Origin of the sequence: Paraburkholderia caffeinitolerans (assembly GCF_902859945.1) — a bacterium.
GTDB lineage: Bacteria > Pseudomonadota > Gammaproteobacteria > Burkholderiales > Burkholderiaceae > Paraburkholderia > Paraburkholderia caffeinitolerans.
Genome location: NZ_CADIKL010000024.1, coordinates 25,999 through 51,727, shown reverse-complemented (window position 1 = coordinate 51,727; position 25,729 = coordinate 25,999). Strand labels below are relative to the sequence as shown.

21 protein-coding genes are annotated in these 25,729 nt (G+C 65.7%); 15 read left to right on the top strand and 6 right to left on the bottom strand.

Annotated elements, in window-relative coordinates; genetic code table 11:
• Positions 1–152 precede the first annotated feature (152 nt).
• The 6 genes from HV773_RS22095 to HV773_RS22065 all read left to right on the top strand — a co-directional run bounded on the left by HV773_RS22095 (position 153) and on the right by HV773_RS22065 (position 5,932).
• Positions 153–815 carry a response regulator gene (locus tag HV773_RS22095; protein WP_129562748.1) on the top strand — a complete coding sequence of 221 codons (663 nt, stop codon included), beginning with the start codon at positions 153–155 and terminating at the stop codon, positions 813–815.
• Positions 816–842: 27 nt separating this feature from the next.
• Positions 843–2,144: an ATP-binding protein gene (locus HV773_RS22090; RefSeq protein ID WP_129562747.1), complete on the top strand. Its 1,302-nt coding sequence runs from the start codon at positions 843–845 to the stop codon at positions 2,142–2,144.
• Positions 2,145–2,282: 138 nt separating this feature from the next.
• Positions 2,283–3,776 (top strand): DegQ family serine endoprotease, encoded by a 1,494-nt coding sequence (locus tag HV773_RS22085; protein WP_129562746.1) that lies wholly within the window; start codon positions 2,283–2,285, stop codon positions 3,774–3,776.
• Positions 3,777–4,208: 432 nt separating this feature from the next.
• Positions 4,209–4,613, top strand: a complete 405-nt coding sequence (locus HV773_RS22075) for a carboxypeptidase regulatory-like domain-containing protein (protein ID WP_129563391.1) — start codon at positions 4,209–4,211, stop codon at positions 4,611–4,613.
• A gap of 118 nt (positions 4,614–4,731) precedes the next feature.
• Complete coding sequence (locus tag HV773_RS22070) at positions 4,732–5,097, top strand: DUF427 domain-containing protein (RefSeq protein ID WP_129562745.1); 366 nt, start codon at positions 4,732–4,734, stop codon at positions 5,095–5,097.
• Positions 5,098–5,203: 106 nt separating this feature from the next.
• Positions 5,204–5,932, top strand: coding sequence for an SRPBCC family protein (locus HV773_RS22065; protein ID WP_129562744.1), 729 nt, complete (start codon positions 5,204–5,206; stop codon positions 5,930–5,932).
• 23 nt (positions 5,933–5,955) lie between these two features.
• Here the strand turns inward: HV773_RS22065 and HV773_RS22060 are convergent, their stop codons facing one another.
• The gene (locus tag HV773_RS22060; protein ID WP_174220063.1) at positions 5,956–6,927 is read right to left on the bottom strand and encodes a helix-turn-helix domain-containing protein; all 972 of its coding nucleotides are present in this window, start codon (positions 6,925–6,927) and stop codon (positions 5,956–5,958) included.
• A gap of 294 nt (positions 6,928–7,221) precedes the next feature.
• Here HV773_RS22060 and HV773_RS22055 point away from each other — a divergent pair, with 294 nt between their 5' ends.
• Positions 7,222–7,857, top strand: coding sequence for a cysteine hydrolase family protein (locus HV773_RS22055; protein WP_129562742.1), 636 nt, complete (start codon positions 7,222–7,224; stop codon positions 7,855–7,857).
• Positions 7,858–7,945: 88 nt separating this feature from the next.
• On the opposite strand, the gene HV773_RS22050 is transcribed toward HV773_RS22055, so the two are convergent.
• On the bottom strand, positions 7,946–8,596 hold the full coding sequence (locus HV773_RS22050; RefSeq protein WP_129562741.1) for a TetR family transcriptional regulator: 651 nt from the start codon (positions 8,594–8,596) through the stop codon (positions 7,946–7,948).
• A gap of 437 nt (positions 8,597–9,033) precedes the next feature.
• Between HV773_RS22050 and HV773_RS22045 the strand changes: the two genes are divergently transcribed.
• Genes HV773_RS22045 through HV773_RS22035 form a run of 3 tightly spaced genes read left to right on the top strand, consistent with a single transcriptional unit; the run spans position 9,034 to position 15,112 of the window.
• Positions 9,034–10,290 carry an efflux RND transporter periplasmic adaptor subunit gene (locus HV773_RS22045; protein WP_129562740.1) on the top strand — a complete coding sequence of 419 codons (1,257 nt, stop codon included), beginning with the start codon at positions 9,034–9,036 and terminating at the stop codon, positions 10,288–10,290.
• 15 nt (positions 10,291–10,305) lie between these two features.
• Positions 10,306–13,560 carry an efflux RND transporter permease subunit gene (locus tag HV773_RS22040; RefSeq protein WP_129562739.1) on the top strand — a complete coding sequence of 1,085 codons (3,255 nt, stop codon included), beginning with the start codon at positions 10,306–10,308 and terminating at the stop codon, positions 13,558–13,560.
• A 1-nt stretch (position 13,561) separates the two neighbouring features.
• Positions 13,562–15,112, top strand: coding sequence for an efflux transporter outer membrane subunit (locus HV773_RS22035; protein WP_129562738.1), 1,551 nt, complete (start codon positions 13,562–13,564; stop codon positions 15,110–15,112).
• A 300-nt stretch (positions 15,113–15,412) separates the two neighbouring features.
• Here HV773_RS22035 and HV773_RS22030 read toward each other — a convergent pair whose 3' ends face one another.
• Positions 15,413–16,855: a nucleobase:cation symporter-2 family protein gene (locus HV773_RS22030; protein ID WP_129562737.1), complete on the bottom strand. Its 1,443-nt coding sequence runs from the start codon at positions 16,853–16,855 to the stop codon at positions 15,413–15,415.
• Here HV773_RS22030 and HV773_RS22025 point away from each other — a divergent pair.
• From HV773_RS22025 to fghA, 3 genes are all read left to right on the top strand, one after another.
• Positions 16,757–17,077: a hypothetical protein gene (locus tag HV773_RS22025; protein ID WP_162497799.1), complete on the top strand. Its 321-nt coding sequence runs from the start codon at positions 16,757–16,759 to the stop codon at positions 17,075–17,077. The genes HV773_RS22030 and HV773_RS22025 overlap by 99 nt on opposite strands.
• A 439-nt stretch (positions 17,078–17,516) precedes the next feature.
• Complete coding sequence (locus HV773_RS22020; RefSeq protein ID WP_227875320.1) at positions 17,517–19,073, top strand: xylulokinase; 1,557 nt, start codon at positions 17,517–17,519, stop codon at positions 19,071–19,073.
• Between the two features lie 118 nt (positions 19,074–19,191).
• A complete protein-coding gene (fghA, locus tag HV773_RS22015) occupies positions 19,192–20,037 on the top strand; it encodes an S-formylglutathione hydrolase (protein ID WP_129562736.1) in 846 nt (281 codons plus the stop codon).
• Positions 20,038–20,137: 100 nt separating this feature from the next.
• On the opposite strand, the gene HV773_RS22010 is transcribed toward fghA, so the two are convergent.
• From HV773_RS22010 to HV773_RS22000, 3 genes are all read right to left on the bottom strand, one after another.
• Positions 20,138–20,920, bottom strand: coding sequence for a metal ABC transporter permease (locus tag HV773_RS22010; protein ID WP_129563389.1), 783 nt, complete (start codon positions 20,918–20,920; stop codon positions 20,138–20,140).
• Positions 20,913–21,881: an ABC transporter ATP-binding protein gene (locus HV773_RS22005; protein WP_129562735.1), complete on the bottom strand. Its 969-nt coding sequence runs from the start codon at positions 21,879–21,881 to the stop codon at positions 20,913–20,915. Before HV773_RS22005 ends, HV773_RS22010 begins: the two co-directional genes overlap by 8 nt.
• 120 nt (positions 21,882–22,001) lie before the next feature.
• Entirely contained in the window at positions 22,002–22,997 is a 996-nt protein-coding gene (locus tag HV773_RS22000; RefSeq protein ID WP_129562734.1) for a metal ABC transporter solute-binding protein, read from the bottom strand.
• Positions 22,998–23,359: 362 nt separating this feature from the next.
• Between HV773_RS22000 and HV773_RS21995 the strand changes: the two genes are divergently transcribed.
• Together HV773_RS21995 and HV773_RS21990 are read left to right on the top strand one after the other, a co-directional pair.
• Complete coding sequence (locus HV773_RS21995) at positions 23,360–24,163, top strand: L-iditol 2-dehydrogenase (RefSeq protein ID WP_129562733.1); 804 nt, start codon at positions 23,360–23,362, stop codon at positions 24,161–24,163.
• 92 nt (positions 24,164–24,255) lie between these two features.
• The gene (locus HV773_RS21990) at positions 24,256–25,590 is read left to right on the top strand and encodes an ABC transporter substrate-binding protein (protein ID WP_129562732.1); all 1,335 of its coding nucleotides are present in this window, start codon (positions 24,256–24,258) and stop codon (positions 25,588–25,590) included.
• The last annotated feature ends 139 nt before the right edge of the window (positions 25,591–25,729 follow it).

Below are 25,729 nucleotides of genomic sequence, written 5' to 3'. Positions count from 1 at the left end.
GAGAAATGTCGGAAAAGGTCGCTCGGGCGCAGGGCAGGGTACACGTGTGCGCTTGCGTCGTTCGCGCGGGGCGAGGCGCTAGAATGCACTCATCTCATTCATTTCGAGCTTCAAGTGCGGCGCCGCGTGCGCCGCCTTGCCAATTCATTACGATGCGCATACTGCTAGTCGAAGATGACCGCATGATCGCCGAGGGCGTGCGCAAGGCGCTGCGCGGCGAGGGCTTCGCGGTCGACTGGGTCGAGGACGGCGAGGCCGCGCTCTCGGTCGCGAGCGCCGACTCCTACGATCTGATCCTGCTCGATCTCGGGCTGCCCAAGCGCGACGGCCTCGACGTGCTGCGCACCTTGCGCGCGCGCGGCGTGGCGCTGCCGGTGCTGATCCTCACCGCGCGCGACGCCATCGCCGACCGCGTGAAAGGTCTCGATGCCGGCGCCGACGACTACCTCATCAAGCCCTTCGATCTCGACGAACTGGGCGCACGCATGCGCGCGCTGATCCGCCGCCAGTCGGGCCGCAGCGAGTCCACGATCCGCCACGGCTCGATCACGCTTGATCCCGCCTCGCACCAGGTGACCCAGGACGGCGCGCCCGTCGCGCTCTCCGCGCGCGAGTTCGCCTTGCTGGAGGCGCTGCTCGCGCGCCCCGGCGCGGTGCTCTCCAAGACCCAGCTCGAAGAGAAGATGTACGGCTGGGGCGAGGAGATCGGCAGCAACACGGTCGAGGTCTATATCCACGCGCTGCGCAAGAAGCTCGGCGCCGAGCTGATCCGCAACGTGCGCGGCCTCGGCTACATGATCGCGAAAGACGCGTGAGGACGAGCGCCGCCCTATGAGTTCTGAATGAGTTCGATTCGACGACAACTGCTGTTCTGGCTGCTCGCGATCGTGGTCGCGGGCGTGAGCCTCGCGGGTTGGCTGATCTACCGCCAGGCGCTCGCCGAAGCCAACGAGCTGTTCGATTACCAGTTGCAGGAGATTGCCGCGGCACTGCCTTCCGAGCCGTTCAACGAGATTCTCAGCTCGCGGGACACCGGCACCGAGGGCATCGTCCTGCAGATCTGGAACCGCAACGGCGAGTTGATGTACTACTCGCATCCGCGCGCGCCGCTCGCGCCGCGCGCGGAACTCGGCTTTTCAACCGAGCGCACCGACCGCGGCGACTGGCGCGTCTATGGCGCGATCGTCGGCGACAACGTCGTGCAGCTCGCCCAGCCGACGACGGTGCGCAACCGGCTCGCCGCGAATGTCGCACTGCGCACGCTCTGGCCGCTGATCGTGCTGCTGCCGTTTCTCGGGCTCGCCGTGTGGCAGGTGGTGGGGCGCGGGCTCAAGCCGCTTTCGCGCGTGGCGCGCGCGCTCGACACGCGCCACCCCGAGGCGCTCGAACCGCTGCCCGAAGAGCGACTGCCGCGCGAAGTGATGCCGCTCGTGCATGCGCTCAATGCACTGCTCGAACGTCTTGCCCAGGCGCTCGATACACAAAAGGCCTTTGTGGCCGACGCCGCGCACGAATTGCGCACGCCGCTCGCGGCCGTGCAGATCCAGGCGCAACTCGTTGCGCGCGCAAGGGATGACGAAACGCGCCGCGAAGCGCTCGGCGATCTGCAGGCGGGCGTGACGCGCGCCACGCGCCTCGCTGAACAACTGCTCGCGCTCGCGCGCTCGGAGCCCGATGGCCACGCGCGTGCGCAAAGCGTCGACATGCATGCGCTGCTCGATGATTGCGTGCTCAACTATGCGCCACTCGCGCAACAGCGCGGCGTGGACCTCGGCATCGAGGAGAGTGTCGACGCGCACGTGCACGGCGACGCCGATGCTTTGCGCGTGATGTTCAATAACCTGCTCGACAACGCGACGAAATACACGCCCGCGGGTGGCCGCGTGGACGTGAGCCTGATCGTGGACGATGGCCATCCGCTCGTGCGCATCGACGATAGCGGACCGGGCATTCCCGTCGACGAACGCGCGCGTGTGTTCGATCGCTTTTATCGCGTGGGTGCGAGCGCGGGCCGCGCGCGCACGGACGTGTCGGGCACGGGGCTCGGTCTGGCGATCGTGCGCCGCATTGCCGACCAGCACGAGGCCACCATCACGCTCGGCGATTCGCAGGCTGGCGGGTTGCGCGTGGACGTGCGGTTTTGATATCGCGACTCATTTCGAAAGCCCCGCAAACGCCCGGTGCGCGGGCGTTTGCGGCGAAGTTCCCCGCTTAAGACTCCTTTAAGCGATAGCGCTTAATCTTCGTTACGTCGTGACAGTATCCCGCGCAAGGAGTCCGCTATGAATACCAAAGTCATTACCCGCAGTGCCGTGGCTATCGCGGTTGCCGTCGCGTTGTCGGCGGGCTACGTGGCCGGGCGCCGCGACGTGCCGCCGCCGCAGGTGATCACCCCGGCGCAGGCCGCTGCGTTGATGCCCGCCGAAGCCGCGGCCAAGACCGGCATTCCTGACTTCTCGGGCCTCGTGGAAACCTACGGCCCGGCCGTCGTCAACATCAGTGCGAAGCACGTGGTGAAGCAGGCGTCCCTGCGCGGCGGGGCGCAGCAACTGCCGATCGATCCGGGCGACCCGTTCTACCAGTTCTTCAAGCACTTCTACGGCGGCGTGCCCGGCATGGGCGGCGACGGCGGCACGCAGCCCGACACGCCGAGTTCGAGTCTCGGCTCGGGCTTCATCATTAGCCCGGACGGCTACATTCTCACGAACGCGCACGTCGTGGACGGCGCGAACGTCGTGACCGTGAAGCTCACCGACAAGCGCGAATTCAAGGCCAAGGTCGTGGGCGCCGACAAGCAGTCCGATGTCGCCGTGCTCAAGATCGACGCGAAGGATCTGCCCACGGTGAAGATCGGCGACCCGCGTCAGAGCAAGGTCGGCCAGTGGGTGGTCGCGATCGGATCGCCGTACGGCTTCGACAACACGGTGACCTCGGGCATCATCAGCGCGAAGTCGCGCTCGCTGCCCGACGAGAACTACACGCCGTTCATCCAGACCGACGTGCCGGTGAACCCCGGCAACTCGGGCGGCCCGCTGTTCAATCTGCAGGGCGAAGTCATTGGCATCAACTCGATGATCTACTCGCAGACGGGCGGCTTCCAGGGCCTTTCGTTCGCAATCCCGATCAATGAAGCCATGAAGGTCAAGGACGAGCTCGTCAAGACCGGCCATGTGAGCCGCGGGCGCCTCGGCGTCGCGGTGCAGTCGATGAACCAGACGCTCGCCAACTCGTTCGGCATGGACAAGCCGCACGGCGCGCTGGTGAGCTCGGTGGACGCGAGTGGTCCGGCCGCGAAGGCGGGGCTCAAGCCCGGCGACGTGATTCTTGCCGTGAATGGCCAGGCGGTGGGCGACTCGGTCGACCTGCCTTCGCTGATCGCGGGCATGAAGCCGGGCACGAAGGCCGACGTTCAGGTGTGGCGCGACAAGTCGACCAAGGACTTCACGGCGACCATCGGCGCGCTGACCGACAGCAAGCTCGCCTCGAACGACACGTCGCAGTCGCAAATGCAAGGACGCCTGGGCGTTGCGGTGCGCCCGCTTTCTCCGGAAGAGAAGAGTAACGGTTCGATCGATCACGGTTTGCTCGTCGAACAGTCGTCGGGCGCGGCGGAAAATGCCGGCATTCAGCCGGGCGACGTGATTCTCGCGGTGAACGGCCGCGCGGTGACTAGCCCAGACCAGCTCAAGCAGATGATCGCGCAAGCGGGCAACAGCATCGCACTCCTGATTCAGCGCGACGACGCGCAGATCTTCGTGCCGGTCGATCTCGGCTGAGCGCGGTTCCGGTTCGCTCCAGCGGCCTGGCGTACAACGCATACCGGGATTTCCGGGCCGCTTTTTTCACTGCCGCTGTGGGCTTCGCGCCCCGGCGGCAGTTTTCTTTTCAGCGTGCTGTTCGTGCCTGATGCAATGGGCATGCATTTTGCGCCGGTTTGATACCGAGGCAACTTGTAAGGAGCAGTCACGATGAAGAAGTTTCATAAAACGCGTCCAGTCCTTTCGAGCGCCGCGATCGCGGCGACCCTGACCCTTGGTTTCGCGGGCATCGCGGCAGCGCAGCAAGGCAGCGCGCCGGTGCAGCAGGTGCCGATGCCGCAAGAGAGCGCGCCGGCGCAGCAGATGCCGGTGCAGCAGATGCCGGTGCAGCAGATGCCGGTGCAGCAGATGCCGGTGCAGCGAGGTAGCGCCACCGGCGCGGTGAACGGCATGAATCCCAAGAATGGCACGGTGGGCGGTTCGAGCACCGATATGTCGAGCGCCGGCAACACCAACGGCGGCGGCATGCCGCAAGTGCAGCAGCAAGGCGGCGTGGAATTCGTCTCGGGCGGTGTCGGCCTCGACGAGTCGAAGGCGCTGCAAGCCGCGCGGTCGCAGTGGCCGCTTTCCCTGCGCTTCACGGGCCGCGGCGCCGAATTCCTCGCCGACGTGCGCGTGCGGATCGTCGACGCCCATGGCGCGAGCGTGCTCGATGCGACTTCGCGCGGACCGTACATGCTCGTGCGCGTGCGCCCGGGACGCTATACGGTGCACGTGAGCCATGACGGCGTCGACAAGACCAGCGCCGTGACGGTGGGTTCGAATGGTAGCGCCCGTGCGGCTTTCGTCTGGTGAGCCCCGGGCGGCGCGCGGTAGCCGAATTCGCGCAAGCCGTCGGCGTTTCGTCGATAATGAAGTCACGGGCTGGCCGTGACTTCCCAGGCAGCGGCGCCCATCGCTCAGGGAGCAGACAATGACGGTCGAACCGGATGCCGGTCATCGCATCGATCTCGTCGTGAACCGTCACCGTGTGCGCGTGATCCACGGTGGCATCACGATTGCCGATACGCTCGCGGCGCTCACGCTCGTCGAGACCGGCAACCCCGACGTCTTTTACTTCCCGCGCGCCGACGTGAACATGGCACGGCTCGAACGCTCCACACGCACCGAAGCCTGTCCGCACAAGGGCGAGGCGTCCTTTTACCACCTGCGCACCGAGGACGGCCGCATCGAGGACGCCGCATGGAGCTACGAGGCGCCGCTCGACGCGGTGCGCGGCATCAAAGCGTATCTGGCGTTTCACGCCGAGCGCGTGGACCGCATCGATCAGACATCCTGAGAAAGCGCTCGAGCGCTCGAATACTGACCGCCGATTGATGCCGATGCACTAACCAACCAGCTGAACGACCTGAAGGAACTTCTCGAACCGCTACCGGGGAGCCGCCATGGAACTGAACGATGCGTTGAGGATTCCACTTGAGCCGTCTGCCGTCTGGCAGGCGTTGCAGGAGGCCGCGCTCGTACGGGCGAGTCTGGAGCATTGCGAGTCGTTCAGGCGGCTCGGCCCCGGCGAGTACGCAATCACGCTGACCGTGCCGCTCGGGCCGCTGCGTGCGCGTTACGAAGTGCGCGCTCACATTGCTAGCGACGTTGCGACGGTGCCGCTCACGCCGCGCCGTGTGTTGAGCTTTCGCGCGCGCGCCGACGGCATCGGCTCGCTGCGCGGCCAGATCGACGTTGCGCTGCGCGAGGAGGAGCCTTCCTCGATGGGCCAGGGCGCGAGCACGCGCATCGACTATTCGGTGTGGGCCACGCTGACCGGGCCGCTGGGCGAACTGCCGCCGCGCCAGATCGAAAACGCGCTGCACGAACTCGCCGACGAGTTCTTCACCGAGTTTTGCGCCGTGGTTGAAGCCAAGCACGGACGGGCGCCGAACCGCGCGCGCGGAGAGGCGCCCCGGCGCCAGCATGTGTTCTTGCGGCCGATTAATCTCGCAGCGGTCGCGCGGCGCGCGCATCTGCTCCCTCACGCGGGCGGCACGTTGTCGGGCCGCGCCGCGAGCACGCTCCATCACGAGCCTTCACCGCACGTGATGCCGAACTGGGTCTGGGCCGCGATGATCTTCTTCGTTGCGTTGCTGTTTTACGTGGCGCGGCATCTTGCGGAAGGCTGAGGCCGCGCGGCTCCACATGACTTTCACGTCCCCCGAAACTCCCGTCGCCATGCCGACGGCGAGGTCCTGAACGCTTCCACAAAATGCTGGCGCAGCGACGCGGCCGAGCCGAAGCCCGCGCCCTGCGCGATGGCGTCGATCGGCTGGTCGGTGGTTTCGAGCAGTTGCTGCGCACGGGCGAGTCGCTCGCCGAGCAACCACGCGCTTACGGTGGCGCCCGTCGTCAGGCGGAACTGGCGAGTGAAGGTGCGGCGGCTCATGAGCGCGCGCTGCGCGAGCGAGTCGAGCGTATGCGGCGCGTCGAGATGGGCGCGGATCCAGTCAAGCAGACTCGAGAGCCGGTCGCCGCGCCCGCGCGCCGCTACCGGCTGCTGCACGTACTGCGCCTGGCTGCCCTGGCGATGCGGCGGCACGACTAGCCGCCGCGCCACGTAGTTGGCCGCCTGCGTGCCGGCGAGGCGCCGCAGCAGGTGCAGGCAGCAGTCGAGTCCCGCCGCCGTGCCCGCCGAAGTGAGGATATCGCCATCGTCGACGTAGAGGACGTCGGGATCGAAGCGCACTTGCGGGAACTGGCGCGCGAAAGTGTCTGCGGCGGCCCAGTGTGTGGTAGCCGGGCGGCCGTCGAGCAGGCCCGCGTGCGCGAGCACGAAGGCGCCAAAGCATAGACCCACGAGCACCGCGCCGCGTGCGTGCGCCGCGCGTAGCGCTTCGCACAGTGCTGCGGGTGGCATTTCTTCGGCGTCGCGCCAACTGGGCACAACAACCACATCGGCTTGTTCGAGCGCTTCGAGGCCGCAGGACGCGCCGATCGTAAAACCGGCGGTCGTGGCGAGCGGCCCCGGTTCGGCCGCGCAGACGATCAGCTCGAACGGCGGCACGCCGCCTTCGGGGCGTGGTTCGCCGAACACGATGCACGGCACCGAGAGATGAAACGGGATGACGCGATCGAACGCGACCACGGCAATGCGGCGCGCGGCGGGCGTTGCGGTAGTCATTGGCGCTGCCAGTGCGGCGGGGGCGGCAGCCGGCGTCAGGGTACGGGGAGCGGTGGGCATCGATGGCCTCGCGAGTCGAGAGGGGGGGCGTGAACGCGTGGGCATATAAGGCTCGCCGTGTTTGGCCCAATTCTATCTAAAATTGTCATTTGGGCCACTGTGCGCGTGCGATGCGCCAGCCGACAATGCCTCCATCGCAGCCGGGGCGCCTGGCCGGCCGCGGATTCCATCGAGATTCCACCCGGATTTCCCCGGTTTTCTCACCAGGTTCATATCGAAGAAGGAGATATCGCCATGTCCGCAACTCCCCGCCGTGCGCTGCTCGTCATCGACGTGCAAAACGAATACGTCACCGGCGACCTGCCGATCGCATACCCGGACGTGCAGACGTCGCTCGCCAACGTGGGCCGTGCGATCGACGCCGCGCGCGCCGCCGGCGTGCCGGTCGTGGTGGTGCAGAACTTCGCGCCCGCCGAGTCGCCGCTGTTCGCGCGCGGCAGTGTCGGCGCCGAGCTGCACCCCGTGGTGGCTTCGCGTCAGCGCGATCATTACGTGGAAAAGGCCTTGCCGAGCGCCTTCGCGGGCACCGATCTCGCCGCGTGGCTTACCGCGCACAACATCGACACGCTGGCCGTCGCCGGCTACATGACGCATAACTGCGACGCGTCGACGGTGTTCGATGCGACGCACGCGGGTCTCGCGGTCGAGTTTATCGAGGACGCCTCGGGCTCGGTGCCCTACGAGAACGCAGCGGGCGCGGCGAGCGCCGAGGAGATCCATCGCGTGTTCAAGGTCGTGATGCATTCGCGCTTCGCTGCAGTTGCGAGCACTGATGCCTGGATTGCCGCGCTCGATGCGGGCGTGCCGCTGGAGCGCGACAACATTTACGCCTCGAATCAGCGCGCGCGGGCCAGCCAAGTCGCGGCTTGATGCGGATCTGATGAGGGTTTGATGCGGGTTTGATGCAGACGGGGCGGGCGCAGACCGCCCTCGCGGGCCGCCGCGCCTGGGCGGCCCGCTATTCCTTCGCCGCCGGCTCGACGCGCAGCGCCGGGCTGTAACGCAGCGCGTCGAGCATGGCCTCGACGTGCCGCTCCGCGTTGTGCGCCACGTCGAACATGTCGGGCAGGATCGCCATGTCGCGCAACGCGCCGGTGATGAACGAGTGCAGCACGCGCGTCGCGCGTGGCGCGTCGAGATTGGCGGGCAGTTGCCCCTTGGACATCGCGTTGCGCAAGCCTTCCTCGATGCGCACGAGGCCCTCGCGCATATTGCCCTGATGGCGCGCCATGACCGGGCCCATTTCCTCCACGAACTCGCACTTCAGAAACAGGATCTCGAACACGCGCCGACGCTTCGCGTCGGTGGCGGTGTCGCGCAGGCATAGCACGCAGAGGTCCTTGATGCGCCCGAGCGGGTTGGGTTCGTCCGGGTCGACCGTGGCCGCCTTCATCTCGTCGAGCGGCAGGACCACGCGATCGAACATGGCGGTAAACAGATCGCCTTTGTTCTCGAAATGCCAGTAGATCGCCCCGCGCGTGACGCCCGCTGCCTGAGCGATGTCGGCAAGCGAGCTGCGCGACACGCCCTTTTCGAAAAAGACGTGTTCGGCGGCGTCGAGAATGCGGTTGCGCGTCTCCAGCGCTTCCTCTTTCGTGCGTCGGACCATGGAAGGCTACTGCTCAATATGTGGGTTATCAGGGCAAGAAAGCATTTAAGAGCCGGATCAGCAACGTATTAATTTGTAATATGTACGTCGTGTGCCGAACGCTCTTGTGCAGTCCCGAAATCGGAACGATTTGTTCTTATACATTCATTCGCGAATGTATCTATAATACCACCCCACCACCTGGATACCTCAAGAATTGATGTCCGGTTAATATCCGTCACTGGTCAAGAGTCGTAGAAACCCCAGTGCGCGCTGTTTGCTTACGTTGCGCGCCAAAAAGAAGTCGCCCGGACGGATGTTGCAAACCGGTATCGCGCCATTCCTGAAGCACCGGGTTATCCGTCAGGTATTGCAGATGCTCGCGTGTGTCGCCGCTCTCCCTCACGAAGGAAGAGCGCCACACGCTTTTATTGTCAGTTATAGACAGAGGTTGCTCCATGCGCGTCGAACGGGTTCCATTCCGCCTAATCACCTTCGCGACGGCTGCCGTAGTGCTCGCAGCGTGCGGGCAAAAAAATTCCGCGCCGCCGCCGCAAACCCCCGAAGTCGGCGTGGTCGCCGTCCAGCCTACGTCCGTTCCGGTCGTGACCGAACTGCCGGGCCGCACTAACGCCTTCCTCGTCGCGCAGGTGCGCGCGCGGGTCGACGGTATCGTGCTGCGCCGCGAATTCACCGAGGGTTCGGTCGTGAAGGCGGGCCAGCGCCTGTACAAGATCGATCCGGCGCCGTACATCGCCGCCCTCAATAATGCCAAGGCCGCGCTCGCGAAGGCGAAGGCGAATCTCGTCACGCAGAACGCACTCGTCGCGCGCTACAAGGTGCTCGTCGCGGCCAACGCGGTCAGCAAGCAGGACTACGACAACGCCGTAGCCGCGCAAGGCCAGGCGCAAGCCGACGTCGATTCGGGCAAAGCCGCAGTCGACACCGCGCAGATCAACCTCGGCTACACCGACGTGGTCTCGCCGATCACCGGCAAGGTCGGCATCTCGCAGGTCACGCCGGGCGCCTACGTGCAGGCGAGCCAGGCGACGCTGATGTCCACCGTGCAGCAAATGGACCCGGTGTACGTGGACCTCACGCAGTCGAGCCTTGACGGCCTGAAGCTGCGCCGCGCCGTCGAAGCGGGGCGCCTGAAGACCAATGGCCCGGACGCGGCCAAGGTCTCGCTCGTGCTCGAAGACGGCCGTACCTATTCGCAGCAGGGCAAGCTCCAGTTCACCGACGTCACGGTCGACCAGACCACCGGCTCGGTCACGATCCGCGCGCTGTTCCCGAACCCCGACCGCGTGCTGCTGCCCGGCATGTTCGTGCGCGCGCGCATCGACGAAGGCACCAACGAGAACGCGTTCCTCGTGCCGCAGGTGGGCGTGCAGCACGACCAGAAGGGCCAGGCCACCGTGCTGCTCGTCGACAAGGACAACAAGGTCGTGCCGCACATCATCGTCACGTCGGGTACGCAGGGTCAGGACTGGGTCGTCGAAAGCGGCCTGAATGCGGGCGACCGCGTGATCGTGCAGGGCACCGAAAAGGTCCGCCCGGGCGCAACCGTGAAGGCGGTCGACGCGCATCTGCCGCCGCCGCCGCCGCCAGGCGCGCCTTCGGCGGACGAGGCGACGGCTGCGGGTCTCTCGGGCGCGAGCGCCGCATCGGCGGCTCACGCTGCATCCGCACCCGCCGCCTCCGCTGCGCAATAACAGGGAGCCTGCTTCATGGCAAAGTTCTTTATTGATCGCCCGATTTTTGCGTGGGTGATCGCCATCATCCTGATGCTGGCGGGTGTGGCGTCGGTGTTTACGCTGCCGGTTGCGCAGTATCCGACTATCGCGCCGCCGTCCATCCAGATCAGCGCGAACTATCCGGGCGCATCGGCGAAGACGGTGGAAGACACGGTCACCCAGGTGATCGAGCAGCAGATGAGCGGTCTCGACCACTTGCTGTATCTTTCGTCGACTTCCGATGACTCGGGCACGGCCACCATCACGCTGACCTTCGCTGCGGGCACCAACCCGGACATCGCGCAGGTGCAGGTGCAGAACAAGCTGCAGCTCGCCACGCCGGTGCTGCCGCAGGTGGTGCAGCAGCTCGGCATCAGCGTCACGAAGTCGAGCAGCAGCTTCCTGCTCGTGCTCGCGTTCGTGTCCGAAGACGGCAGCATGAGCAAGTACGATCTCGCGAACTACGTGGCGTCGAACGTGAAGGACCCGATCAGCCGTATCGACGGCGTGGGTACGGTCACGCTGTTCGGCTCGCAGTACGCGATGCGCATCTGGCTCGATCCGAACAAGCTCACGAACTACAACCTCACGCCATCCGATGTTTCCGCGGCGATCACCGCGCAGAACGTGCAGATCGCGGGCGGTCAGCTAGGCGGCACGCCGTCGGTGGCGGGGCAGTCGTTCCAGGCCACCATCACGGAATCGACGCTGCTGCGCACGCCCGAGGAGTTCGGCAATATCCTGCTGAAAGTGAACCAGGACGGCTCGCAGGTGCGCCTGAAGGACGTCGCGCGCATCGGTCTGGGCGGCGAGAACTACAACTTCGACACGAAGTACAGCGGCGCGCCGACGGCCGGTCTCGGCATTCAGCTCGCGACGGGCGCCAACGCGCTGCAGACCGCGAAGCTCGTGCGCCAGAAGATCGACAGCCTCTCGAAGTACTTCCCGCATGGCCTCGTCGTGCAGTACCCGTACGACACCACGCCGTTCGTGCGTCTGTCGATCGAGGAAGTGATCAAGACACTGCTCGAAGGCATCGTGCTGGTGTTCCTCGTGATGTACCTGTTCCTGCAGAACCTGCGCGCGACGTTGATTCCGACGATCGCGGTGCCGGTGGTGCTGCTGGGCACGTTCGCGATCATGGGAATGGTGGGCTTCTCCATCAATACGCTCTCGATGTTCGGCCTCGTGCTTGCCATCGGCCTGCTGGTGGACGACGCGATCGTGGTGGTGGAGAACGTCGAGCGGGTGATGGTGGAAGAGGGGCTGGGGCCGAAGGAAGCCACCCGCAAGGCGATGGGCCAGATCACCGGCGCACTCGTCGGCGTGGCGCTCGTGCTCTCCGCGGTGTTCGTGCCGGTGGCGTTCTCGGGCGGCTCGGTGGGCGCCATCTACCGGCAGTTCTCGCTCACGATCGTGGCGGCGATGGTGCTGTCCGTGCTCGTAGCGCTGATTCTTACGCCGGCGCTGTGCGCGACCATTCTCAAGCCGATCCCGAAGGGCCACCACGAAGAGAAGAAGGGTTTCTTCGGCTGGTTCAACCGCACTTTCGAGACGAGCCGCGACAAGTATCACAGCGGCGTGCATCACGTCATCAAGCGCTCGGGCCGCTGGCTCATCATCTATCTCGCGCTGATCGTCGCGGTCGGGCTGTTGTTCGTGCGCCTGCCGAAGTCGTTCCTGCCCGATGAAGACCAGGGCACGATGTTCGTGATCGTGCAGACGCCCTCGGGCTCGACCCAGGAAACCACGGCGCGTACGCTCGCCAACATTACGGACTACCTGCTCAAGGATGAAGGCAGCATCGTCGAGTCGGTGTTCACGGTGAACGGCTTCAGCTTCGCGGGCCGCGGCCAGAACTCGGGCCTCGCGTTCGTGAGGATGAAGGACTACAAGGAGCGTCAGCACGCGGACCAGAAGGTCCAGGCGCTGGTGCGCCGCATGTTCATGCACTACGCGGGCTACAAGGACGCGATGGTGTTCCCGGTGAATCCGCCTTCGATTCCTGAACTGGGCACGGCCTCGGGCTTCGACTTCGAACTGCAGGACCGGGGCGGCCTCGGCCACGAGAAGCTGATGGAAGCGCGCAACATGCTGCTTGGCATGGCCGCGAAGGATCCGTCGCTCTCGGCCGTGCGTCCGAACGGCCTGAACGATACGGCGCAGTACAAGGTGGACATCGACCGCGAGAAGGCGAACGCGCTTGGCGTGACCTCGGCTGCGATCGACCAGACGTTCTCGATCGCGTGGGCGTCGCAGTACGTGAACAACTTCCTCGATACGGACGGTCGTATCAAGAAGGTGTACGTGCAGTCCGACGCGCCGTTCCGCATGACGCCGAACGACATGAACATCTGGTACGTGCGCAACGGCTCGGGCGGGATGGTGCCGTTCAGCGCGTTCGCGTCCGGCCACTGGACCTATGGGTCGCCCAAGCTCGAGCGCTATAACGGCATCTCGTCGATGGAAATCCAGGGCCAGGCGGGTCCGGGCAAGTCGACGGGCCAGGCCATGACGGCCATGGAGAGAATCGCGGCGAAGCTGCCCGCGGGCATCGGCTACGAGTGGACGGGCCTGTCGTTCCAGGAAATCCAGTCGGGTTCGCAGGCGCCGATCCTCTACGGCATCTCGATCCTCGTCGTGTTCCTGTGTCTCGCGGCGCTCTACGAGAGCTGGTCGATTCCGTTCGCGGTCATCATGGTGGTGCCGCTCGGCGTGCTCGGCGCGCTGCTCGCGGTGACGCTGCGCGGCCTCGAAAACGACGTGTTCTTCCAGGTGGGTCTGTTGACCACCGTGGGTCTATCCGCGAAGAACGCGATTCTGATCGTGGAGTTCGCGCGGGACCTGCAGGCCGAAGGGAAGATAGGACCGATCGAGGCGGCGCTCGAAGCTTCGCGACTGCGTCTGCGGCCGATTCTGATGACGTCGATGGCGTTCATTCTCGGCGTGCTGCCGCTCGCGATCAGTAACGGCGCGGGCTCGGCATCGCAGCACGCGATTGGCACGGGCGTGATCGGCGGGATGGTCACCGCGACGTTCCTCGCGATCTTCATGATCCCGATGTTCTTCGTGGTGATCCGCGCGAAGTTCGCCGGCGAGAAGGAAGACGCCGACACGGCGCTTGCACACTACGAAGAGCACCACGCGCACGACCATGACGACGAGAACGGCGGCAATGGTGGTAACGGCGGCAATGGCGGCGCGAATGGTGGTGGCAACGGCAACGGCCAGGGCAAGGAAGGACATTGAGATGCAAAAACTATCCGTAATTGCGGTGGCCGCCGCAGTGGCCACAATCGTCCTGGCGGGTTGCACGATGGAGCCGCACTATCAGCGGCCGGACGCGCCGGTGTCGCAGGACTTCCCGCAAGGCGGCGTCTACGCGACGCAGCCCGGCGCGACCGGCGACAGCGGCCAACCGGGCCGCAGCGCCAACGGCGTTGTGGCCACCGACATCGGCTGGCGCGACTTCTTCGTCGATCCGCGCCTGCAGCAGTTGGTCGAGATCGCGCTGAAGAACAACCGCGACCTGCGCGTCTCGGTGCTCAACGTCGAGGCGGCGCGCGCGCAGTATCAGATCACGCGCTCCGCGCTGTTCCCCGCCATCGACGGCGTAGCCTCTGAGAACCGCTCGCGCGTGCCTAACGCGCTGCTGTCCTCGCCGCAGCAGCCGAACCCGTCTAGCGTCTACAACGTGGGCTTGCAGGCGTCGTGGGAAATCGACTTCTGGGGGCGCATCCGCAGTCTGAAGGATCAGGCGTTGGCGCAGTATCTGTCGACGGCGCAGGCGCGCAAGGCGGCGGAGATCTCGCTCGTCTCGCAGGTCGCCGACCAGTACCTGACGATGCTCTCCGACGACGATCTGCTGAAGGTCACGCAGGACACGCTGAAAACGGCGCAGGATTCGTACAACATCACGAAGGCGCAGTTCGACACAGGCACCGGCACCGAGCTCGACGTGCGCCAGGCGCAGACCGTGGTGGAGAACGCGCAGGCCGACCTGCAGGCGCAAATGCGCGCTCGCGCGCAGGACGAGAATGCGCTCGTGCTGCTGATCGGCGAGCCGCTGCCGGCTGATCTGCCGCAAGGCCTGCCGCTCGACAACCAGAACTTGCTGGCCGACATTCCGGAAGGCCTGCCGTCCGACCTGCTCACGCGGCGCCCGGACATCATGGAGGCCGAGCAGAACTTGCTGGCGGCTAACGCCAATATCGGTGCGGCGCGTGCGGCGTTCTTCCCGAAGGTTTCGCTCACGGCGGCGTTCGGCACCGAAAGCCTTTCGCTAGGCGGGCTCTTCAAGGCGGGCACGGCGGCATGGAGTTTCGCGCCGCAGATCACGATGCCGATCTTCGAAGGTGGCGCGAACATGGCGAACCTCGATCTCGCGCATGTCCAGAAGCGCATCGAGATCGCCAACTACGAGAAGGCGATCCAGTCGGCGTTCCGCGAAGTGGCCGATGGTCTCGCTGCACGCGGCACCTATGATCAGCAGATCCAGGCGCTTCAGCGCAGCACCTTCGCGAACCAGCGCGGGCTCGACCTTTCGGAGCTGCGCTACAAGAACGGCGTGGACAGCTATCTGCCGGTGCTGGCCGCGCAGACCAGCCTGTACTCGGCGCAGCGTGCGCTTGTCTCTGCACGGCTCGCACGGGAGACCAACCTCGTCGATCTGTATCGCGCGCTGGGTGGCGGCTGGATCGAGCACGCGGGCGAGACGCCGCGTCCGGCCGATGCGCCGGTCGATTACGGTGCGGCCAGCGCGCCGGTGGCGGCCTCGGCTCCGGCAGCAACGGCGGGCTGAGCAACGCGAACACGGACCGCGTTCAACGCGGTTTAGCGCGGTTCAAACGACAAAAGCCACGGGAGACCGTGGCTTTTTTTTCGAGCGCGTTCGGGATGTCTTTGGGGCGGCCGTGAGGCCGTGCACGCGGTCGGGCGGTAGGGTGAGGGGTAGCCCCCATACCGTTCGGCCGCTGCCCCGCGTATCGGGCAATAACGCCGCCCAAAACAAAAAAGGCGTCATGGTTTCCCATGACGCCAAACCAGCAAAAGGCCCCGGCACGCGTGTCTATCACCCGGCCGGGGCGCCTCTCGCGTCGACTCAGTGTGCTGCCGTGCGCGGCATGCCTTGACCTGCTTCCGAGCCTTGCTCTTCCTCCGACTGGGTGCCGTCGAAGTCGTGGCCGACTTGGTGGATATCGTGTTCTGCAGCTGCTTCGCTCTTTGCGCCGTTGAAAATCAGGTTCAGGATCACTGCCGAAACCGAGGCGAGCAGAATACCGCTATGCAGCAGCGGCGAGAGCGCCGGCGGCAGTTGCGAGAAGAACTTCGGCGAGACTACCGGCACGAGACCGAAGCCCACGCTCACAGCGACGATGAACAGGTTGTGGTGGTTCTTCACGAAGTCGACCTTCGAGAGCACCTTGATGCCGTTCGCAGCCACCATGCCGAACATCACGAGGCCTGCGCCGCCCAGCACGAACGGGGGCACAGAAGCAACCACCTGCGCCATCTTCGGGAACAGACCGAGCGCCACCAGAATCACGCCACCCGTTGCACACACAAAGCGGCTCTTCACGCCCGTCACGCCGATGAGGCCGACGTTCTGCGAGAACGAGGTGTGCGGGAACGAGTTGAAGATACCGCCGATCAGCGTGCCCAGACCGTCGACGCGCAGACCGCGCACCAGCGTTGCCTGGTCGACCGGACGATCCACCATGTCGCCCACGGCGAGGAACATGCCCGTCGATTCGATGAAGGTCACGAACATCACGATCACCATCGTTGCGATCGGCAGGATGTGGAACTTCGGCAGGCCGAAGTGGAACGGCATCACGAAGCCCATCCACTGTGCGTGCGCCACACCGTCGAGGTTCACGCGGCCAAGCGACATCGCGATCGCGAAGCCCGCCACGATGCCGAGCAGCACCGAGATGTTGGCGATGAAGCCGCGGCCGAACTTGTTGATCAGGAGAATCAGCATCAGCACGAGGAGCGACAGGCCGAGGTAGACCGGGTCACCGTAGTTCGGGTTGCCCACGCCGCCTGCTGCCCAGTTGATGCCCACTTCCATGAGCGAGAGGCCGATCACCGCGATCACCGTGCCCACCACGACTGGCGGGAAGAATCGCAGCAGCTTGCCGATCATGGGTGAAATCACAATGCCTATCGCACCCGCGGCAATAGTCGAGCCGAAGATGTCGAGAATGCCCAGCGACGGATTCGTGCCGATGGCGATCATCGGGCCGACCGAGGCAAACGTACAACCCATGATGACGGGCAGGCGAATACCGAAGATCCAGAGGCCGAGCGTCTGGATCAGTGTTGCGATACCGCAGGCAAACAAGTCGGCGCTGATGAGGAACGCCACTTGATCTTTCGGCAGTCCGACTGCGCCGCCAACGATGAGCGGCACCGCCACTGCACCTGCATACATTACGAGAACGTGCTGGATTCCGAGCGTGAGAAGCTGGCCGAACGGCAAGCGTTCGTCTACCGGGTGAACCTGGCTGCGAGCCTGGCTTTGAGTACCCTGGGATTGCATGTCGTCTCTCTCCGTCTATCGTTTCAAAATATGGCCTCCAAGGTATTCGCGACGAAAAGAAGCAGCAAGACCACTGGGGACTATTCCGTGCTTTCCGGGGGCGATATGCGCGTGGAGCGCGCGGATCGTTATATCAGGGTGCGATCAAGCTATATGGAAGCCGGTGCAAGCCTGTGCGGCGATGCTGCGGCGCGTCGTATGAGCACACATGCGACGTTCTGACGCAGCATTAAGCGCGGTTTTCGGGGGATTTCAGGCGTTATTTGGTATTGCGTCGCCCCGGCGTAGTGAGTGCGGGGTTCACGCGGTCGCACATGAAGGGGCGATGTCGAGAGGAAACAGATGTCGGTCGGCCCCTTAAATATATGTCCATGCCTTTATGATCTATATTTCGCTTTCAGCATGTGACACATTTCGCATGCTGCAAAAGCTCCCCGGGTTAACCCGCGAATGCATGCGAAATGGATCATTTCGAGGTGCCCGCGGGACCCTCCGCGAGACCACCGATTTGTCCTCTCCAGCGTCGTGCGCGACCCGGTCTCCGAGCGTGAATTTCGCGCTGTCACCATGCACCTTTTTATCGTCTTTCGCCGCTGCCGCGGCTTGTCTTGTTCGATGAGCGGCGCGCCACAATCTTGATTATGTTTCCCGGCCATTTCGCATGAATGCAATGCAGTCGCGCTTTCTCGGTATCGACCTCGGCACCGGTTCGCTCAAGGTCGCCATCGTCGATGAAGCTGGGGCCGAGCTTGCCGCGGCCAGCGTCGCCTACGCGCTGGAGACGCCGCAGGCCGGTTGGGCGGAGATCGACGTCGAGCGCTGGTGGGGTGCGCTCGTGCTGGCGTGCGAGCGGCTGCCGGAGGCTGAGCGCGCGAGGGTGCGCGCGATCGGCTTCTCCGGTCAGATGCATGGGGTCGTGCCGACCGATGCGGCGGGCCGTGCGCTGCGTTGCGCCATGCTATGGCCCGACACGCGGGCGCGCGCATTACTCGACGCGTGGCCCGGCACGTTGCTCGATAACGTAGAGAAACCTCAGTCGAATCCGGTCGCCCCCGGCATGGCGGGACCGCTGCTCTATTGGCTGACGCTGCACGAGCGCGCGACGGCCGACGCCACGCGCTGGGCCTTGCAGCCGAAGGACTGGCTGCGCGTGCGGCTCGCGGGTTCTGCGGATGCGGCGGCCGAGGCCTTCGTGGCCGATCCGTCCGATGCCTGCGCGACCGCGCTTGCCGCGCCTGACGGCGCGTGGGACTTCGCGCTGATCGAGCGGCTTGGTTTGCCGCCGCGCTGGTTTGCGCCGCTCGCGCCATCGTCGGCGGCTAGCGGCACGCTGTGCGCGGACGCCGCGCGCGCCCTCGGCCTGCCTGCGGGCATCGTGCTTGCAACAGGCGCCGGCGACACGCCGTGCGCGGCGCTCGGCAGCGGCCTGCACGAAGACGGCGATGCATTGCTGACCACCGGCACAGGCGGCCAGATCGTCGTTACCTCTAGCGTCGAGCCGCCTGCCAGGCGCGGTCTGCATCGCTATCGGTCGGCGAGCGGCGGCTGGTATGCGATGGCCGCGATGCAGAACGTGGGCGTGGCGCTCGAAGCGGCGCGCGGCTGGCTGTCCTGCGAGTGGGCCGAGGCTTATGCAGAGGCCTTCGCCGCGCCGCCCTCGCAGACACTCGCGTTCCTGCCGTACCTGAGCGGCGAGCGCTCGCCGTGGCTCGATCCCGAGGCGCGCGGCGGCTGGCTTGGCGCGGGCCTCGGCGATACGCGCGGCGTACTCATGCGCGCCGCGTTCGAAGGTGTGGCGTTTGCGTTGCGCTCGGGGCTGGACGCGTTGCGCGGCGCGCCGGGTGCGCTCAACGCGAACAACGCGAACAACGCGAACAACGCGGCCTGCGCCATCGATGTCGAAAGCGCGCCGCAGGCGCCGACTACCGTGCTCAAGCTCGCGGGCGGCGGCTCCGTCGACGCGCGCTGGCGACAATTGCTCGCAGACGTGCTGGGCGCGCGTCTCGACGCGATCGATTGTCCGAATGCCGCCGCGCGCGGTGCGGCGCTGCTGGGCGGCGTCGCCTGCGGACATTGGCGTATGGACGAACTCGCGGCGCTTGCGCCTGCTGCAACATGCGTGGCGCAGCCGCGCGCCGACGCCGCGCTCGCGCAGCGCTACGCGCGTTTCATCGATCTGTATGGCCGCGTGCGCACATGGTTTGCGCCGATGCCCTGACAAGCCGCGCGGTTCCCCTCGTGCCGAATGACCCAGGAAAGGTAAGATCGGCATCGACCTGATGAAGTAGGGCGAATCGATTCGCCCGGTTGTCCATTCCCAATAGCGAGGGCTAGAGATGCTGGAGCAGATTGAAGAGCACGCTTGTTATGGTGGCGTGCAGCGCATCTATAAACACGATTCGAAAACGATCGGCCTGCCGATGCGCTTTTCGGTGTACCTGCCGCCGCAGGCGCGCGAGCGCAAGGTGCCGGGGCTGTTTTATCTGGCAGGGCTGACCTGCACTGAAGAGACTTTCCCGATCAAGGCGGGCGCGCAGCGCTTCGCCGCGCAGCACGGCATCGCGCTGATCGCACCCGACACCAGCCCGCGCGGCGCGAACGCGCCCGGCGAAGCCGAGGCCTGGGACTTCGGCGTGGGTGCGGGCTTCTACGTCGACGCCACGCGCGAGCCATGGTCGAAGCACTGGCGCATGTACTCGTATGTGCGCGACGAACTGCGCGAGGCCGTGACGGCAAACCTGCCCGTGGACGGCGCGCGGCTCGGCGTCTTCGGTCATTCGATGGGCGGGCATGGCGCGTTGATGCTCGCGCTGCGCAATCCGGATATCTATCGCTCGGTGTCGGCGTTCGCGCCGATCGCGGCGCCTACGCGCTGCCCGTGGGGCGAGAAGGCGTTCTCCGGCTATCTGGGCGACGATCGCGAGGCCTGGAAGCAGTACGACGCGAGCGAACTGGTGGGCAAGGCCGCACACAAGTTCGAAGCCGGCATCCTCGTCGATCAGGGCATGGCCGACGCGTTCTTGCCGACCCAGTTGAACCCGGATGTGTTCGAAGCCGCGTGCAAGGCAGCGGGGCAGCCGCTCACGCTGCGCCGTCACGAAGGCTACGATCACGGCTACTTCTTCATCCAGAGCTTTATCGAGGACCATCTGGCGCATCACGCGCGGGTGCTCTTGAAGTAACGCGCGCGTCGCGTTCGTCGACGACTCTGTTACCCGGAAAGCGAAACGGCGTTGCCCCGCGCGGAGCAACGCCGTTTTCGCATGCGTGCGCCGAAAGTGCTCAGCGCCGGCCGATCAGGCTCGCGCCGTAGACGAGCGCCGCGAGCGCGGTGATCCAGAAACTCGTCGGCCAGTCGGTGTAGTAGGCGAGCGTCACGCCGATCCACGCCTGCGCGAGCGCGAGCAGCGCGGCGAGCGCGAGGCCCGCTGAAAGACGCGTGGTGAGATTCTGCGCGGCGGCGGCTGGCCCCACCATCAGCGTGAAGACGAGCAGCACGCCCACGATCTGCGTGCACGCGGCTACGGCCAGCGCCGCGATGGCGAGGAACAGCACCGAGACGAGCCGCAGCGAAACGCCCTTGGCCTCGGCCAGCTCCGGCTGCAGCGAGGCGAACAGCAGCGGCCGCATGATGGCCGCGAGCGCGGCGAGGCTCGCCACGGCCAGCGCTGCGAGCACGCCGAGCGTGTCGCGGCCCACGCCGAGCACGTTGCCGAACAGCAGCGCCGTGACCTGAGTCGCGAACGAAGTGAAGTAGTGCAAGAACAGCAGGCCGAAGCCGAGCGCAAGCGACAGGACCACGCCGATGGCCACGTCGCGGCCCGCGAGCTTTTCGCCGAGCGCGCCCATCGACACGCCCGCGGCGAGCGTGAAACCCACCATGCCCCAGATCGGCGAGATGCCGAGCAGCACTGCGCCCGTGGCGCCGGTGAAGCCGACGTGCGAGAGCGCATGGCCCGCGAAGGTCTGTCCGCGCATCACCAGAAAGTAGCCGACGATGCCCGCGAGCACCGCGACAATGCCCGACGCCGCGAAGGCGTTCACCATGAAATCGTATTCAAGCATCGTGGGTATGGCCGTGGGCGTTGTTGTCGTTGCTGTCGTGACCGTGATGGCCATGGTCGTGCGCGTGGTCGTGGTCGTGCTCATGCTCGTGGTCGTGTTTCTCGACCTCGACGTCGCCCGACATCACGAAGATGCGGCCCTTCATGCGCATGACTTCGATGGGCGAGCCGTAGAGCCGCGAGAGCACGGGCGCGGTGATCACTTCGTCCACGCTGCCGAGCGCCGCCACGCCGTTGCCGAGATAGAGCACGCGGTCGAGCGAGTTCAGGAGCGGGTTGAGTTCGTGGGCCGAGAACAGCACCGCGATGCCGAGTTCGCGCTGCACACGGCGCACCAGTTCAACCACGCCGCGCTGGTGATGCGGGTCGAGGCTGATGAGCGGCTCGTCGAGCAGCAGCAGCTTCGGGTCGCCGAGCAGGCATTGCGCGAGCAGCAGGCGCTGGCGTTCGCCGCCGGACAGCTCGGAGAGCGGTCGGTCGGCGAGTTTCTCGGCGCCCACCAGCTCGAGCACGCGCGCGACGTCGGCGCGCGTGGCCGCGTCGGCGCGCGGCAGGCCCCAGCGGTGACCATCGGCGGCCATTGCCACGAAATCGCGCCCGCGCACGCGGCGGCTGGCCAGCGCGGTGCGCGTCTGCGGCATGTAACCGATCTTCGGATTACCGCGCGCGACGGGTTCGCCGAGCACGCGAATCGCGCCATGCGCGGCGGGCACGAGGCCGAGAATCGCCCGCATCATCGTGGTCTTGCCCGCGCCGTTCGGTCCCAGCACGCCGATGAATTCGCCCTGGTTCACCGCGAAATTGGCGTCGCGCAGGATCGTGCGCTCGCCGAGCGTGAGCGTCACGCCCGCAAGCGTGAGCACCGGCTGCGCCGCACGGTGTCCGTGGTGAGCGTGATGCCCGGCGGCGGGCGCTGCGTGTGCCGACGCGTGTACGTGGGGGGAGGGCGCGGTCTCGGTCATCGCTTCTGTTCCCTGCTGTCGATTGCGTTATGGGGATCGCTGCCAGTATGGCTTGTACGTCGTGGCTTGTGCATCGCCACTGTATTGCGGCCGCTGTGTCACGGCCGCGTGGCGATGGCTTTACTTTTGCGCGAGAGCCTTCGCCAGCGCGTCGAGCTGCCCGAGCATCCATTGCTGGAAGTTCACGCCGGCGGGCTGCGTTTCGGTCACGCTCAGCGCCGGCACTTTCGATTGCTGCGCGATGCCCAGCATGCGCCGCGTGAGCGCTTCCGTCGCCTGGCTGTTGTAGATCAGCACGCGCACGCGGCGCTCGCGCAGATCGCGTTCGAAGGCGGCGATATCCGATGCGCTGGCCTCGGTGTCGTTCATCGTCGCCATTTGGAAGCGCAGGTTGCGCATGTCGAGGCCGATGGCGTCCGACATGTAGCCAAACACCGGCTCGGTTGCCGTCACCGGCTGGCCCTTGTACTGCGCGCGCAGCGCGGCGACCTTGTCGTCGATGGGCTTGAGCGAGCTGAGAAAAGCCGCAAGGTTGGCATCGTACACGCTCTTGTGCGCCGGATCCGCCGCGCCGAGTGCGGCGCTCACGGCGCGCGCGACGGCGGGCATCGTGCGCGGGTCATACCAGAGATGCGGATTGTCGCCGGCCTTCTTGCCGACCAGATCCGCCGCCACGACGATTGCGCGCTGGCTGCTGCTACTGCTGGATGCGGCGGCGAGCAGTTTGGTCATCCAGGGATCGTAGTCGGCGCCGTTGTAGACCACGAGACGCGCGTGCTGCAGTGCGCGCGCGGTCTTCGGGCTCGCCTCGAAGAGGTGCGGATCCTGGTCGGGGTTGCTCAGGATGCTCGTCACGTTCACGTATGCACCGCCGATCTGCTTGACGACGTCGCCGTAGAAGTTCTCCGCCGCCACGACGGGCAGCGCGGCGCCCGGGGCGTCCGCCGCGTGGGCGGCCGCGCTGGACCCGAGCAGCGCGCCGAGCGCGAGGCATGCCGCCACGGCCGGCACGACGCCGCGCTTGAGCGCGGCGGCGGCTTGGGCGAGCCGGCCGGGCCGCCGCACGGCGTGCCCGATGCGCGTGCTGATGCGGGCTGCGGAGGTGATAGCGGACATGGTCCTATTCCTTGAACGAGGCGTGAGAACGTGGCTTGAGTGGTGTTCGAGCGAAATCGCGGCGCGCCCGGAAGATGCAAATTTCCGTTAAGACGCGATGATATAACATATCACATTGGTTGGCGAGACAGCTAGCCAGTCATTCACCGACTCCTTGTCCCATCGAGCAGGCGCGCCAAATGCGCTCACGCCACCGAGCAGCCCGTTGCGCGCCGCACCATCGAAATCTGACGCGAATCGCGTATGTCTGCCTTGACATGCACGCGTCCGTCGCCGATCATTCGATCACAAACAGAGCAAATGATCAGTTGTCGGGCGATAGTTCGCATGACCGCTCGACGGACGCAAATGGAGACAACCCTGTGGCACATTCCGCGCACCCGGCGGCAGGACGTTTGCAGGACAAGGTGGCCGTGCTCACCGGCGCGGCGAGCGGCATTGGCGAGGCGGTCGCGCGGCGCTATCTGGACGAAGGCGCGCGCTGCGTGCTAGTCGACGTGAAGCCTGCCGATGCCATCGCGCCCGCGCTGGTAGCTGAATTTCCCGAACGGATGCTGGCTCTTTCCGCGGACGTCACGCGTCGCGAGGACATCGAGTGCATTGTCGCGGGCACGCTCGAGCGCTTTGGCCGCATCGACATCCTCTTCAACAATGCGGCGCTATTCGATATGCGCCCGCTGCTCGACGAATCCTGGGACATTTACGATCGCCTCTTCGCTGTGAACGTGAAGGGCATGTTCTTTCTGATGCAGGCAGTGGCGCGCCGCATGGTCGAGCAAGGGCAGGGCGGCAAGATCATCAATATGTCGTCGCAAGCGGGCCGACGCGGTGAAGCACTCGTTTCGCACTACTGTGCAACCAAGGCGGCAGTGCTGAGTTACACGCAGTCGGCGGCGCTCGCGCTGGCGCCGCACAAGATCAACGTGAACGGCATTGCGCCGGGCGTGGTCGACACGCCGATGTGGGACCAGGTGGACGCCCTCTTCGCGCGTTACGAGCACCGGCCGCTGGGCGAGAAGAAGCGGCTCGTGGGCGAAGAAGTGCCGCTCGGCCGCATGGGCGTGCCCGGCGATCTCACGGGTGCCGCGCTTTTCCTCGCCTCGGCCGACGCCGATTACATCACCGCCCAGACGCTTAATGTGGACGGCGGAAACTGGATGAGCTGAAAGCGGCTCCGGTGTGTTCCGGCGGCTTCAACCCATGCAGCACGATACGCGGTTTCGAACATCACGCAGCCAACAAGGAAGGAGACAACGCCATGAAACCAGCCATACGGAGCGCCGCCAGGCGCCTCGCGCGAGCGACGAGCGCGCTCGCCCTCGTTGCCGCAGCGGGCGCAGCGCACGCACAGACCGTCACGATTGCGATGTTGAACAACCCGGACATGCTCGAGTTGAAGAAGCTCTCGCCGGCCTTCGAGAAGGCCAATCCGGGCATCAAGCTGAACTGGGTGATCCTCGAGGAAAACGTGCTGCGCCAGCGAGCCACGACCGACATCACGACCAATAGCGGCCAGTTCGACGTGATGATGATCGGCACCTATGAAGCGCCGCAATGGGGCAAGCGCGGCTGGCTCGCGCCCATGACGAACCTGCCCGCCGACTACGATCTCAACGATGTCGTGAAGACGGCGCGCGACGGTCTCTCGTATAACGGCACGCTGTACGCGCTGCCGTTCTACGTCGAAAGCTCGATGACGTACTACCGCAAGGACCTGTTCGCGGCGAAGGGCCTGACGATGCCCGAGCAGCCGACCTACGACCAGATCAAGACCTTCGCCGACAAGCTGAACGACCCGTCCAAGGGCACCTATGGCATTTGCTTGCGCGGCAAGGCCGGCTGGGGCGAGAACATGGCTTATGTGACCACGGTGGTGAACACCTTCGGCGGCCGCTGGTTCGACGAAAAATGGCACGCGCAACTGACCTCGCCCGAGTGGAAGAAGGCAGTCAGCTTCTACGTCGATCTGCTGAAGAAGGACGGCCCGCCGGGAGCGAGCTCGAACGGTTTCAACGAGAACCTCACGCTGATGTCGTCGGGCAAGTGCGCGATGTGGATCGACGCCACGGTTGCGGCGGGGATCCTCTACAACAAGCAGCAGTCGCAGGTGGCCGACAAGATCGGCTTCGCGGCTGCGCCGACCGAGGTCACGCCCAACGGCTCGCACTGGCTGTGGTCGTGGGCGCTGGCGGTGCCGAAATCGTCGAAATCGCAGGACGCCGCGAAGAAGTTCATCGAGTGGTCCACCTCGAAGCAATACATCGAGATGGTGGCGAAGGACGAGGGCTGGGCCTCGGTGCCGTCGGGCACGCGCGTCTCGACCTATCAGCGCCCCGAGTACAAGCAGGCCGCGCCGTTTTCGGACTTCGTGCTGAAGGCGATCCAGAGCGCCGACCCGACTCACCCGAGCGCCAAGCCGGTACCGTACACGGGTGTCCAGTTCGTCGGGATTCCTGAGTTTCAGTCGTTCGGCACGGTCGTGGGACAAAGCATCGCTGGCGCCGTGGCGGGCCAGATGAGTGTCGATCAGGCGCTCGCCGCCGGCAATGCCGCCGCCGACCGCGCCGTGAAGCAGGCCGGCTATCAGAAGTAAGCGCCGCCATTAGGCGCTGCGCGGTAGAAGCGAAGGGCGCGCCGGGCCGCACGGCTTGAAGCGTCCTTCGCGAAGCCAATACGGCGGCGTGCCCTGAGCCGCCGCACAACAGAGAAGGGTGGTCCTCATGCGTCATCTC